Origin of the sequence: Shewanella sp. 5_MG-2023 (assembly GCF_030547465.1) — a bacterium.
Lineage (GTDB): Bacteria > Pseudomonadota > Gammaproteobacteria > Enterobacterales > Shewanellaceae > Shewanella.
The window spans coordinates 1-14,647 of sequence record NZ_JAUORC010000015.1 but is presented as its reverse complement, the minus strand read 5'-3'; the positions used below and the strand labels follow the sequence as shown (position 1 = coordinate 14,647).

Here is a 14,647-nt window from a genome sequence, read left to right as displayed (position 1 = left end):
ATAAAATTATACATTTACGGTTGTTGAGGGGGAGTGTAGAATGCCTCTGCCCTCGTGTGAAGGGGCCATTGAAATAAACTTGTGGAGAGATAACTGTGCAGCAATACATACTCTGGTATCAAGAATTAGGCATGGGTGATGTAAACAAGGTTGGCGGCAAGAACGCGTCACTTGGTGAAATGATCAGTAACCTGGCTAATGCCGGTGTTCAAGTACCTGGCGGATTTGCGACTACATCTCATGCATTTAATGAGTTTCTAGAGCAAAGTGGTGTTAACCAGAAAATTTTCGACATCTTGGCAACCCTTGATGTTGATGATGTAAACGAACTTGCAAAAGTTGGTGCGCAGATCAGACAATGGGTTATCGACACCCCATTTCAACCAGAACTAGAAGATGCGATTCGTGAAGCTTACGAGCAACTTTCTAGCGAGACTCAAGAAGCTTCATTTGCAGTGCGTTCATCAGCAACAGCTGAAGATATGCCAGATGCTTCGTTTGCGGGTCAACAAGAAACTTTCCTAAACGTTAAAGGCTTTGAAGCTGTACTGCTTGCGATTAAGCATGTTTACGCATCGCTATTTAACGACCGCGCAATTTCCTATCGTGTTCACCAAGGTTACGAGCATCAAGGTGTGGCATTATCTGCTGGCGTACAACGCATGGTACGTTCAGATAAAGCGTCTTCTGGTGTGATGTTTACCATGGACACTGAATCAGGTAACAACGACGTTGTCTTTATCACTTCATCATTTGGTTTAGGTGAAATGGTAGTACAAGGCGCTGTTAACCCTGATGAATTCTATGTTCACAAACCAATTTTAGCGCAAGGGCATAAAGCCGTTGTGCGCCGTAATATCGGTAGCAAGATGATTCAGATGGTTTACTCTGATGATGCTTCTCACGGCAAGCAAGTTAAAATCGAAGATGTTGCAGCAGCTGAACGCGGCACTTTCTCTATTAATGATGAAGAAGTGATGGAGCTTGCAAAGCAAGCGGTGATCATTGAACAACATTATGGCCGTGCAATGGATATCGAATGGGCAAAAGATGGCAACGACGGTAAGTTATATATCGTTCAAGCTCGTCCTGAAACTGTTCGTAGCCGTGAAGACGTGCAATTAATTGAACGCTACCACTTAAAATCCAAAGGTGCTGTTGTTTCAGAAGGACGCGCGATTGGTCATAAAATCGGTACTGGTGTAGCTAAAGTGCTAGCCTCTATCGAAGACATGGATCAAATCGAGCCAGGTGATGTACTCGTTACTGACATGACTGATCCAGATTGGGAACCTATCATGAAGCGCGCTAGCGCAATTGTCACTAACCGTGGTGGCCGAACTTGTCACGCAGCAATTATTGCGCGTGAGCTTGGTGTTCCTGCAGTTGTTGGTTGTGGTGATGTTACTGACAGTATCAAAAATGGCCAAGTAGTGACTGTATCTTGTTCTGAAGGCGATACCGGTTTCATCTACGATGGTAAGCAAGAGTTTGAAGTTATCACTAACCGTGTTGATACCTTGCCTGAACTACCAATGAAAATCATGATGAACGTCGGTAACCCTGATCGTGCATTTGATTTCGCCCGTTTACCTAACGAAGGTGTGGGACTTGCGCGTCTTGAGTTTATTATCAATCGCATGATTGGTATTCACCCTAAAGCGCTGCTTGAATTTAATTCACAACCTGCTGAGCTGCAGCAAGAAATCAATGAAATGATTGCAGGTTACGAATCACCAGTTGAGTACTATGTCGCTCGTCTAGTGGAAGGTATCGCAACCATTGGTAGTGCGTTCTATCCTAAGAAAGTTATCGTACGTATGTCAGACTTTAAGTCTAACGAATACGCTAACCTTGTTGGTGGTGACCGTTACGAGCCTGAAGAAGAAAACCCAATGTTGGGCTTCCGTGGTGCTAGTCGTTATATCTCTGAATCGTTCCGTGACTGTTTTGCTCTAGAATGTGAAGCAATTAAACGTGTGCGTAATGATATGGGCCTTAAGAACGTTGAGATTATGATCCCATTCGTTCGTACCGTTGATGAAGCCGCGCAAGTTATCGAATTATTAAAAGAGCAAGGTTTAGAGCGTGGTAAAGATGGTTTACGCGTCATCATGATGTGTGAGTTACCGTCTAATGCATTATTAGCTGACCAATTCCTTGAGCATTTCGATGGTTTCTCTATCGGTTCTAACGATTTAACTCAATTAACTTTGGGTCTAGATCGCGATTCTGGCATTATCAGTCACTTATTCGATGAACGAAATGATGCTGTTAAAGCATTGCTTTCATTAGCGATTAAAGCGGCTAAAGCCAAAGGTGCTTATGTTGGTATTTGTGGCCAAGGCCCATCTGATCATGCAGATTTTGCACAATGGCTAGTAGAGCAAGGTATTGATACTGTGTCACTTAACCCTGATACAGTCATCGACACTTGGTTATATTTAGCAGAAGAACATGCTTAATATGCTTGAAAAGTTAGTTTTTAGTTAACTAATTTATCAACATGAACAAAAGCCGCTTTTAGCGGCTTTTTTTTTGTTTATAATGGCTTTAAATTACTATAAACAGAAATTGACTATGTTACCGCTGCTATCACATCAACAGACGTTAGAACCAATTTACTTAAGCTTTCTTGATGCGCTTGAAGCATCTTCGTTTTCTGGCGAAATTGATAAACGTTATAGTGCGCGTTTAATTCAAGCGACCGACAATTCTGTTTACCAGTTTTTACCTCAAGCAGTGATTTACCCTTTATCCCAAGCGGATGTTGAGCTGGTGATGACATTAGCTGCTGACCCTCAATATAAACAAGTGACTTTTAGTGCCCGTGGCGGCGGTACTGGCACTAACGGACAATCACTGACCCATGGCTTAATACTTGATGTCTCAAGGCACATGAATCAAGTACTGGAAGTCAATGCAGAAGAAGGCTGGGTACGAGTACAAGCTGGTGTGGTAAAAGATGCACTTAATGATGCCCTTAGGCCACATGGGTTCTTTTTCAGTCCAGATTTATCAACCTCTAATCGTGCAACGGTTGGCGGCATGGTCAGCACTGATGCATCGGGTGCGGGTTCACTGGTTTACGGTAAAACATCTGATCATGTCCTTGGCCTTACCAGCGTATTGGTTGATGGTAGTGTGCTTTCAAGCACACCAATAGCGGCAGATGAGGCGTTAAATCAGTCAGAGTCCCAATCCGTAAACACCAATAGCTTTGCTGCCAATATTATTAGCACGATTGCCAAGCGTTGCCGCGACAAGCGTGAGCTTATTCTAAAACAGTTTCCGCCATTAAATCGTTTTTTAACCGGATACGATCTAAAACATGTATGGAATGATGATTTAAGCCAATTTGATTTATCACGCATACTTGCAGGCTCTGAAGGTACACTGGCGGTATTAACAGAGGCCAAATTAAATATCACCCCATTGCCACATACGCGGATGATGGTAAATATTAAATATGACTCGTTTGAATCAGCATTGCGTCATGCACCATCATTGGTTGAAGCCAATGCCACCGTGGTCGAAACCATAGACTCAAAAGTGCTGAATTTGGCCCGTGAAGATATTATTTGGCACTCAGTGTCTCACCTCATTGAATCAGTACCCAATAAAACCATTGAAGGCCTCAATATGGTTGAATTCGCTGGGGATGAGGCTGATATTAGGCAAGGCATTGCTGCCCTTGAAAAAACACTGGCGGCACAATTGGCTAGCGAACAAGCTGGGGTTGTGGGTTATCAAATTACTGAAGATAAGCCCAGTATTAATAAAATTTACGCCATGCGTAAAAAAGCCGTAGGCTTGCTAGGCGCAACTAAAGGCCGCAGAAAACCACTGCCATTTGCCGAAGATACTGCCGTACCGCCAGAAAATTTAGCTGACTTTATCATGGAGTTTAGGGACTTATTAGATGGCCATAAATTGCAATATGGCATGTTTGGTCACGTTGATGCAGGAGTGCTGCATGTGCGTCCCGCGCTTGATATGTGCGATGAAGCGGATGAAAAGCTGCTAAAAGTGTTATCCGATCAAGTTGCTGAACTCACGCTTAAATATGGCGGTTTGATGTGGGGCGAACATGGTAAAGGGGTGCGTGGTGAATATGGACCAGCCGTATTTGGTGATGAACTATATGGCGAACTTGAAGAGGTTAAAGGCTTATTTGACCCTGACAATCGATTAAATCCGGGCAAACTAGTCGCGCCTAAAGGCAGTGGCCCAATGATGTTTAATGTTGATAGCGTTAAGCGCGGCACCTTTGATAGACAAATTCCGATTCAAGTCCGTGATGCATTTCCTGATGTAATGAATTGTAATGGTAATGGCTTATGTTTTAACTACAGTAGCTATTCGTTCATGTGTCCGTCATTTAAAGTTACCGGCGATCGGATCCATTCACCTAAAGGCCGAAGTGGCTTGATGCGGGAATGGTTAAGGCTGCTGGAGGCAGAGGGCGTTGATGTAGAGGCACTGGCTCAATCTAAACCTTTAAGCTTTATGCAGCGAGCGCAAAACAGCTTTCACATTGGCCGAGATTATGATTATTCACATGAAGTCATGGACTCGTTAAAAGGCTGTTTAGCCTGTAAAGCCTGTTCAGGGCAGTGCCCTGTTAAAGTGGATGTGCCTAAATTTCGCGCGCAATTTTTCAATATCTATTACAAACGATATATGCGCCCAGCAAAAGACTATTTAGTTGCAGGTATTGAAGACATGCTGCCGCTTATGGCTGCTATGCCAAAAGTAACCAATTTTGCCTCGCAAAATAAATTAAGTCAGTGGGTTATCAAAAAATCTATTGGTTATATAGATTCACCTGCATTATCAGTTCCCACATTAAAACAGCGTCTGGATGGCCATCCAAGCCGTGGTTATGATTTAGAGGCGCTGCAAAGTATTCCAACATCAGAGCGTGGCAATTATGTACTGGTGGTGCAAGATCCATTTAACAGTTTTTATGATGCTGAGCTGGTTTATCGTTTTATACAATTAATAGAAAAAATAGGTTTAAAGCCGGTGTTATTGCCGTTTAAACCCAATGGTAAACCATCACACATTAAAGGCTTTTTAGATAAATTTGCCGCGACTGCCAAATCAAGTGCAGACTTTTTAAATCAAGTTTATCAACTTGATATGCCGATGGTTGGCTTAGACCCTGCATTAGTGCTTTGTTATCGAGATGAATATCAAGAGGTGCTAGGGGCGCAGCGAGGCAATTTTGAAGTACTGTTAGCTAATGAGTGGTTAACCGATGCGATTCAACTCATGCCAGCGTTAGACAAAACCAGCGCGTCATTTAGTTGGTTTAGTCATTGTACTGAATCCACCGCAAAACCGGCTACGGCCAACGAATGGAAAGCGGTATTTAATCATTTTGGCGCTGAGTTTGAAATGATCAACGTGGGTTGCTGCGGTATGGCGGGCACCTATGGCCATGAATTGGATAATATGGGCCGCTCATCTAAGCTGTTTGCTATGTCTTGGCAGCCAACCTTAGACAGCATCGCTGAGAAAAGCCAAATATTGGTATCAGGCTATTCTTGCCGTAGCCAAGTGAAACGTTTTGCGGGCTTTAAGCCAAAACACCCAGTAGAAGCCTTACTTCAGTTACTGATTGCTGCCGATGAGCACGTTGCTAATGACTAAACATAAAAATGATGAACCATTGAGTATTGCCAGTCAATTAGGTGCAGAAGTTGATTTATGTAGCACTGAGCCATTGTTTTATATTGACCATCATGGGGATTGGTTCTATTTAGCCAGTCCTTTACCGACAAAATTTGCTAAGCTTTTTGCCAGTGTGCTTCATTGTATTGATAATGAATATTTTCTTATCACCCCGGTTGAAAAGGTTAAAGTCAGCGTAGATAACCATGCAATTTTTATCGTTGACTATGAGCCGCTAGCAAATAATGGACTAACCTTAATAAGTAGCATTGGCACTGAGCATCAGATTGTTGATATTAAGGCTGTGAAACTATTAGAAAACACCATTGAAGTGCCCATTGAGCGAGGCATCATCGCTTGTTTGGGGCGGGCTTGCTATTACCGTTATATAAATCAGTTTGTAATAGATTGACTAAAAAAGCGGTCTTATACGTACAAAGAGGGTGAGGTGCTAATTGGCCTGTGTAGCAAGCTGTTGTATAACAAAGCAGCTCCGCAAGGGTTTACTGACCTACACGTTAACAAGCTTAATAAGTATAAAGATAAATAATATCAGTACTTAAGCCTGTTGATGTTAGTCACATCCGTTAGTGATAGCACCAATGATTAGTAGCAATTACATTTTTAGGGCAACATTGATTAACTTGGTTAGTTCTTTTACGCACCAGCCACCAAGTATTTTATGTTGATGATTAACTTTTGCGCTTAACTAAGGATTGATGAGCCTGTAGGAGTGGTTATATGAAACGATACGAAAGCCTATATTATCAAATCTCGCATCTTAATCTTACGCTGCAAAACGAGCTAGATGAACGCTTAAAACGTTACCAACTTGACGTTAAGCTTTGGCCTGTGCTGTTTTCACTGTGGCAAGAAGAGGGCATTAGCCAAACTGAACTGTCTAAAGTGTGTGATGTGGCTAATTACACTATGACTAGGCTATTAGATCAACTGCAAGTACAGGGTTATATCACTCGCCATCAAGAGTCTGATAACCGCCGCGCCTTTCAGATTTTTTTAACTGATGCCGGTAAGGCCTTAGAGCAAGATCTTATTGGTGAAGCTGAGTGGGTTAATCAAAAATGCCTAAGTGGCTTATCCTATGAAGAGCAACAAACTTTCATGAGATTATTAAATAAAATCAATAAGCCAGATTAACATCATTGTTTGGGGCTTATTGATCGTTAGGCTAAAGCGCCAACCTATAGCTAAAGCTTCTAGCTCTTTCATATATCTACACATGTAAAAATAACCCGCTAGCCATTAATACAGCTTGCGGGTTATTTATTAGCCATTATTTTTAGCTTGTAACTTTGTCTGAGAGCTATAGCCTAGTAAGCACTAGGCCTCTAAATCCTCGTGTTTATGGACTAAATTAAAATCTGCTAACACCGCATACGCACAGGGAATAATAAACAGTACCAACAAGGTTGAGGTAAATATTCCAAACACAATTGATATTACAATGGGTTTTACAACCTGCGCTTGTAGCGAGGTTTCTAACAGTAATGGCAATAGTCCAGCAGCCGTGGTCAGTGAGGTGAGAAATACTGCTCTGAACCTGTCTCGAGACGCTTTAATGACCGCTTGCTGAATATCATCGCCAATATCTACGTGATGGCGGATATATTGCACCAACAAGATGGAGTCGTTAACCACAATACCCGCTAAAGATACAAAGCCAAGAATTGATGGCATTGATAGATTATGGCCTGTGAGTAAATGGCCCCAAAACACACCTATGAGTGCTAAAGGAATGGCTAACATCACCACAAAAGGTTCTAAATAGCTTCTAAATTGAAAACTTAAAATCGCAAATAATCCAAATAAACCGATAATAAAACCCTGTAAGAAAGAAGCGCCAGTCTTAGCGGTTTCTTTGGCTGCGCCTTCATAATCAACTTTTAGTCCCGGATACTTTTGGCGTAATTCATTAGCGTATTCATTTTGCACTTTGGCGACAATTTCGCTGCCATTGGCTTTGGCATTATCTATGTCAGCCATAATGGTTACAGTGCGCTGACTTTCAATGCGCTGAATACGTACATAAGATCGTTCAAAGTCTAATGTTGCTACTGCGCTTAATGGTATCTGATTACCGTTACTTAACATGATTGGGAAGTTAGCTAACGCTTGCAGATTACCTGCTTGCTGTTTATTCAACCTGACTTGTATTTCGATGTTTTCAGGGCCTGATTGCACATCATCTGCGGTTTGGCCAAAGTATGCCGCACGCAGTTGCGATGCTACCATCTCACCATCAACACCATAATTTTCAGCGCCATCTTTTAATTTTACCAGTACTTCTTCTTTGCCTGGGCGCATGTCATCTAAAATGCCATTAACCCCAGAAAACTGACTTAAGTAAGATTGCAAATCAACGGAGGCCAGTTTCAACGTGGCTAAATTATCATGCTGCAGTCTGACTTCAACATCACGGCCAGCAGGGCCCATACTCGGTTGTTTAAATACCAAGGAGATGGGCTCTGCAATATCACCACTGGCGCTGCGCCATGCTGAAATGAAGTTATCAATCAGGGTTTCGCGGGTTTCAGCTGATAACAAATCTAATCTTACCGTTGCCACATGTGGGCCTTGTTCGCCCGCATCCGCATTGACATTATATTGCTCGGTAACGTAGCGGATGAGATTCGACTGTTCGCCATTTTGTTGCGTTAATTTATCGCCAACGGTATTGGCTGCGGCAACCAAGTGACTAACGACAGTTTTGGTTTGCTCTAAAGTGGAACCTGGTGGCAAAATGATTCTTGCTTCAGCAATATCGCCATCGAGTTCAGGAAAGCCGACAAATTTTACCGCGCCACCTGCCACTAAGGCAAAAGACAGCATTAAACCGCCAAGTGTAAGCCCAAGGCTGGCATAGCGCCATTTCACCACAAAGGTAACGGCATTAACTAAGGTGTTGTTTTTGAAGTGTTCAAACTTTTCTAAAAAGACCCGTTTAAACTTTAACGGTGGTTTCTGCTGTTTATTAGATTTTAGCGAGTGACTTAAGTGATTCGGTAAAATCAAAAATGCTTCAATTAAGCTCACACTTAAGACCATGATTAATACCAGTGGCACCACCGACAATACCGCGCCCATTTGCCCGTCTAACCACAATAAACTGCCAAAAATAAACACTGTGGTTAAAAATGATGAGAATACGCCTGGGGCGACTTTATTTACCCCTTGGATCACCGCCTCATTGGTGGGCAAGCCTTTTTCAACATGGGCAGCAACGGATTCGGCAATAACAATGGCATCATCCATCATAATACCAATGGCCATTAGTAAGCCGACTAGGCTCATAATGTTGATTGACACGCCAAACATGCTCATTAAGAACAAGCCGCCCATAAAGGCTACAGGTAAGCCCGCTGAAACCCAAAACGAATAGCGTAACGAGAAAAATAACCACATCGAAAAGAACACTAAGATGATACCTTGCCAACCATTTCGCAGCAGCATTGATAATCGGTCTTGCAGTAGTGAAGATAAATCGTTGGTTAAGGTTAGGGTCACGCCATCGGGGGCTATAAGCCGTTCTTGTGCGATAAACTCAGTGACTCTGGACTTAATTCTTAAGGCATCATCGGCTTTGTTTTTTTGCACTTTAAGCATGGCCGCAGGTTGGCCGTTAAAGATGGTATGTTCTTCCTCAAGCTCAAATAAGTCGGTGATGGTAGCAATGTCGCCTAAGGTAACCACGCCGCCTTCAGTATTAGAGGAAACGATGATTTTACTGAGGTTATCAGGGGTGATTTGTCGTTCATCAAAACGGATCAACAGGTTTTTATCAGAAAGCTCGATACTGCCAGCGGGCATTTGGACATTTTGCCTGCCCACTTTATCAGCTATTTCGGCTACTGTTAGCCCTAAGCGACGAATATCCGCTTCGTTTAACTCGACTCGTATTTGATGATCTGAAAAGCCAGACACGCTCACTAAGCTCACGCCCGCCTCGATTTTTAACCGTCGCTTTAAATCCTCAGCATAGGATTTAAGGTGTGGCAAGCTGGCATCTGCAGCGATGGCAATATCTACAACCGGTTCAGCCCAATCAAGCTCTTTGACCGTTGGTGGGTCAATTTGCGCCGGAAAGTCTTTAATGGCGTTAATTTCGGTTTGAATATCAACCAAACTGCGGCCAATGTCGGCTTCGCCATTAAGTTTTACCGTCAATGATGCAATCCCTTCTTGGGCGTCACATTTCACTTCTTCGATATTACTTAAGCCATCAATGGCGTCTTCCATACGCAGGCACAGGCTTTCTTCCACTTCTGCTGGAGATGCGCCGGGGTAAACCACACTGGCGATAATGTAAGGCGGACTAAATTCAGGAAAGGTTTCACGTTTAATGTTACCAATACTGCTTAAGCCCATGACAAAAAATGCCAACATCATTAAGTTAGCAATGGTGGGGTGACGAGTGAAAAAATTAATCACAGTGCCTGCTCCTCGTCATTCGCTAGATCACTTGTTACTGGGGTAGTGGTTTCGTTCGCTGTTGATAATTTAAGCCCCATGCCATTAATGGCAGGAATTAAGTCATTGGTAACCACACGGTCATTTTGGTGAATATCGCCTTTAATGGCGACGCCATTGTCGGTTCTAAATAGCACTTCAACCTGTTTAATAACCAGCTTGTTGTCTTGATCCATTAAATAAACTTGCTCACCATGTAAGGCTTTTTCTGGGATAACGTAATGCTCTGAGGGATAACCTTTAATATAGGAGGTGACAAACATGCCCTTGGTTAATGGCGGTTTAGCTAACAAATTCATTTGGTTGAAATCTTGATCAACTTCAAGATAAAAACCTATCGTCGCTTGATCTGGGTTTATGGTATCGGCAACGCGAGTCAATTTAGCTTGCCATTGGTGTAAGGTTTTACCCATATTGACCGTGATATGAGTGTCAAAATTAACTTTTTCAATTGAAGGTAATGCAGAGGTATCTCTTGGCAGTTCATTAATTGAATGAATTAAGGTTTCGGCATCAAATAATGACAATTCAGCCTTTATTTCAACTGCGCCTAATTGATGGGCCTCGAACAACACAGCGCCATTGGTGACGGCTTGAGCTTGCTCAATGTTGACCTCGGCAATGCGTGCATCAAAAGGCAAAGTAAAGCGAGTATTATTGAGTTGACGTTGGGCATCTTCCAGTAAAGCTTGATTAACCTTAACTTGCGCCGCAGTGACTTTTTTATCATCAGGCAACAAGCTTAAGCTGCTGGTTAAGTCTTGCACTAAGTTACGCTGGGCCAGTAAAGCTTGTTTTTGGGTTTCAAGTTCTGATTTTGAGATCAAGTTTTTCTTATTTAACGATTGTTTACGTTTATATTCTTGATCAACTAAGGTCAGTCGTTGGCGCTCAATTTCTATGCTTGATTGTAAGTTTATTTCTTGCTGATTTAGCTGTACTAACTGCGCTTGAGCTGAATTATAGTTAGCTTCAGCTTGAGCAAGTTTTAGTTGGTATTCAAGAGGGTCAATGGTTAACACTAAGGTGCCAGCCTTGATCAATCTGCCCGTTTCAAGCTCAGGGTGGCGATAAGTAATTTTGCCGCCCACTTCGGCAATGCCTTGCCAGATATGCTTTGGAGCCACACGACCATAGGCTTTGATCACAGGTTGTACGGGTTGTTTTGTCAGGCTAATAACATCGACCAGGCGTGATTTATCATGGTTGGGTTGCAACTCTGGTGACGAGCGTAATGATATCGCAGCGATAAAGATGATAATACCGGCGATGATGCCTGGAAAAACATAGCGTCTTTTTAACGGGGTCATGTTAAGCGTCCTGACTGAGTTGAGATTCATTGGCAATAAGCCCATGACGTAATATTTGTGCATTTTGCTTAGCTAAATGCTGTAAAAATTCTGCTGAGGTTTTAATATTCAATGCTTGTTTAAATATGTCAGGCATTAAGAATGGAAATACCATTAAACTAATAAAACTCATTTTGGCGCACATTGGATCAATACCTTGCTGTAGACGGTTTTGCTGATGCATCTTTTCAAAAATGGTTAACCTATTTTTCGGGAATAAACTCAATAAATTGGCTTGCAGCTCTTGGTTTTTCTTGGTGGTTTTAAGGCTGGCGGTGCGAAATATGAGTTTCGGAAAATCTGGGTTTTGACTCATAATTTTATAAAAGGCCAGTAATATTTTTTCTGGTGAATCTTGAGTCGATTTTTCCTTGGAATTATTTAATTGGGCATGAACTGGCTCAATGGTTTCCTTGAGCATTTCGGCAAAAAGCCCCAATTTAGATTGAAAATAATAGCGGATTAAACTTGCATCCACTTTTGCTTTAGCAGCAATGGCTCGAATAGAGACTTTATCGTAATCATTATCGACAAATAAGGTTTTTGCTGCATTGATAAGTGCGCAGCGATTATCTGCTTTGACAGCTGGCCTACCGACTGGCTTTTTAACTGGCATTATTTTTTTAGGCATAAATTCAACACAGCTTTGAAGATACTTAGCGTATCCATTAATTCATTAAGTGTAGAATATGGTAAAGCAATGCAGCGGATTGTTTTAGTGAATTAATTCTTCAATATTCATCATCTGATGAATTATTTAACTAGATCACAAATACAAGCGCTAGTGAAGGCTGGGATTAGCGGAAATAGCTATTTACTGCTATGAAGTCAATGATTAAAGCTACAAGTCGAAGCATAATTTTACCTATAAAACCACTTGGCAAACTTAGTGGTTTTATTTTGCAAAGAAGCAAAGAACAGTGAGCTATTAAGAGTAAAGATAAAAACTGCCATTAAAAAAGGCTAGCAATGCTAGCCTTTCATCTAAATGGTCAATTGAGTTATAGATCAGATCGCAGTGGTGAGAATTTCGCGGCTTACTGCTAAGTCAATATCGCCATGTTCGCCAAGTTTAGTCATGCCATGGCTTTCAAGTGCAGCAACTAATACGTCAACTTGCTCTGCACCAAGATCAATATCACTTAGGCGTGTAGGGACTTGCATTAACTTAAAGAAGTTTTCGGTAGCCTCAATAGCTTGATCAATTTTTTGCTCATCGCTACCTGTTGTGATGCCAAATACACGTTCAGCATACTGAACTAATTTTGCATGTTTTTGCTCACGACGCACTTTCATTACCGCAGGAAGCACGATTGATAAGGTGCGCGCATGATCAATACCATGGCTTGCTGTTAGTTCATGGCCAATCATATGTGTAGACCAATCTTGTGGTACACCGGCGCCAATCAAGCCGTTAAGCGCCATAGTGGCAGACCACATGATATTAGACCTAATCTCTAAATCGTCTTTTGTTTCAGCAGCAAGGGCTTTAGGGCCTTCTTCAATTAAGGTTTGTAGTAAACCTTCACTGAAACGGTCCTGTACTTTAGCGTTTACATCAAAGGTTAAATACTGTTCCATGATGTGGATATAAGCATCAACAACACCATTACCAATTTGACGGTCTGATAAAGATAAAGTGACTGAAGGATCAAGCACTGCAAATAACGGACGTACTAATGGGCTACCAAAAGGCAATTTATTACCATTACGAGTAATAACAGAGCCGCCATTTGATTCAGAACCCGTAGCAGGTAAGGTTAATACGGCACCAATAGGTAATGCTTGTTCAATTTTGGCGCCTTTTGCGACGATATCCCAAGGGTCATCACCTTCAAATTTCGCAGCAGCAGCAATAAATTTAACCCCATCGACCACTGAGCCGCCACCGACTGCTAGCAAGTAATCGATGTTTTCAGCTTCAATGATGGTTTGTGCCTTCATTAACGTATCGTATTGTGGATTAGGCTCAATACCTGAAAACTCAAACCATGTGTGATCTTTGAGCGCATCAGACACTTGCTGATAAACACCATTTGATTTAATGGAGCCGCCGCCATAAACAACTAATATTTTAGCTGATGTTGGAATTTCCTTTGAGATAGCGCTAATTTGGCCCTCACCGAAATGAATTTTAGTGGTATTTTGGAATGTAAAATTAAGCATGAGAATATCCTAAATAACGAATTTATGACTCAGTGATCTGAGCAACTAATTTTTGTGCTGTTAATGATGAGCTTGCAGGATTTTGGCCTGTAATAACTAGCCCATCTTGAACTGAAAACGCATGCCAGTCAGCTGCTTTTTGGTAATCTGCATCACGTTTTAGTAATTCATCTTCTAATAAAAAAGGAACTACATCAGTTAATTGCACAGCATCTTCTTCACTATTTGTAAAACCAGTTACCGCTTTACCTTTTACAAGGTACTGGTCATCTTGTTTTACGTTAAGTAACGCTGCCGTTGCATGACATACCGCAGCAACAGGTTTGTTTTGAGCAATAAATTGCGCGATTAATTTAATAGAGTCTGCATTATCTGTTAAGTCCCACAGTGGACCGTGACCGCCAGGATAAAATACCGCGTCGTAATCACTGGCATCAATATCAGCTAATACGTTGGTGTTAGCCAGTGCCATTTTAGCTTGGCTATCGTCATCAAAGCGCTGAGTGTCAGCGGTTTGAAAGTCTTCTAGTTCACTGCTTGGATCAATCGGTGGTTGTCCGCCTGCTGGCGATGCGAGGGTGATTTCAAAACCTGCATCTAAAAACACATAATATGGAGCGGCAAATTCTTCGACCCAAAAACCAGTTTTGTTACCCGTGTTGCCTAGTTCTGAATGAGAGGTAAGCACCATTAATACTTTTTTCTGTGTCATTTTAAAACCCTTTTATTTTAGTTATTACGGCAAGTACAAAGCTTGCATAAGTTCTGATGTAGAGTGATTCAAAAGAGAAAGTCATTATCTCTTTGTTGAAAGTGGCTACAGTATAGAAAGCCAATTAGCATCTGACAATGCAGTTATAATTGACTTCATTGTTTAAATAATTGATACAATATTCCAGTAAATAAACTCTTGGATATTAAAATATGAATGTGTCATTTGAGCAGTTGAAAAGCATGGTGGTGTT

The 14,647-nt window shown here is 41.8% G+C and carries 9 protein-coding genes; 4 read left to right on the top strand and 5 right to left on the bottom strand.

Annotated elements, in window-relative coordinates; genetic code table 11:
* The first annotated feature begins 95 nt into the window (after positions 1-95).
* From ppsA to Q4557_RS10365, 4 genes are all read left to right on the top strand, one after another.
* Positions 96-2,465 carry a phosphoenolpyruvate synthase gene (gene ppsA / locus Q4557_RS10380; protein ID WP_102519685.1) on the top strand — a complete coding sequence of 790 codons (2,370 nt, stop codon included), beginning with the start codon at positions 96-98 and terminating at the stop codon, positions 2,463-2,465.
* A gap of 115 nt (positions 2,466-2,580) precedes the next feature.
* Positions 2,581-5,658, top strand: a complete 3,078-nt coding sequence (locus Q4557_RS10375) for an FAD-binding and (Fe-S)-binding domain-containing protein (protein WP_102436535.1) — start codon at positions 2,581-2,583, stop codon at positions 5,656-5,658.
* Positions 5,651-6,091 (top strand): DUF1285 domain-containing protein, encoded by a 441-nt coding sequence (locus Q4557_RS10370; RefSeq protein ID WP_241901000.1) that lies wholly within the window; start codon positions 5,651-5,653, stop codon positions 6,089-6,091. Before Q4557_RS10375 ends, Q4557_RS10370 begins: the two co-directional genes overlap by 8 nt.
* A 329-nt stretch (positions 6,092-6,420) precedes the next feature.
* Positions 6,421-6,837, top strand: a complete 417-nt coding sequence (locus Q4557_RS10365; RefSeq protein WP_102436521.1) for a MarR family winged helix-turn-helix transcriptional regulator — start codon at positions 6,421-6,423, stop codon at positions 6,835-6,837.
* A 183-nt stretch (positions 6,838-7,020) separates the two neighbouring features.
* Here Q4557_RS10365 and Q4557_RS10360 read toward each other — a convergent pair whose 3' ends face one another.
* The 5 genes from Q4557_RS10360 to Q4557_RS10340 form a co-directional block, all read right to left on the bottom strand.
* Entirely contained in the window at positions 7,021-10,128 is a 3,108-nt protein-coding gene (locus tag Q4557_RS10360) for an efflux RND transporter permease subunit (RefSeq protein WP_303412532.1), read from the bottom strand.
* A complete protein-coding gene (locus Q4557_RS10355; protein ID WP_102476259.1) occupies positions 10,125-11,477 on the bottom strand; it encodes an efflux RND transporter periplasmic adaptor subunit in 1,353 nt (450 codons plus the stop codon). Before Q4557_RS10355 ends, Q4557_RS10360 begins: the two co-directional genes overlap by 4 nt.
* 1 nt (position 11,478) lies before the next feature.
* Complete coding sequence (locus Q4557_RS10350) at positions 11,479-12,147, bottom strand: TetR/AcrR family transcriptional regulator (protein WP_102436515.1); 669 nt, start codon at positions 12,145-12,147, stop codon at positions 11,479-11,481.
* Positions 12,148-12,524: 377 nt separating this feature from the next.
* On the bottom strand, positions 12,525-13,682 hold the full coding sequence (locus tag Q4557_RS10345; RefSeq protein ID WP_102476260.1) for an iron-containing alcohol dehydrogenase: 1,158 nt from the start codon (positions 13,680-13,682) through the stop codon (positions 12,525-12,527).
* Between the two features lie 22 nt (positions 13,683-13,704).
* On the bottom strand, positions 13,705-14,394 hold the full coding sequence (locus Q4557_RS10340; protein ID WP_303412528.1) for a type 1 glutamine amidotransferase domain-containing protein: 690 nt from the start codon (positions 14,392-14,394) through the stop codon (positions 13,705-13,707).
* Between the last annotated feature and the right edge of the window lie 253 nt (positions 14,395-14,647).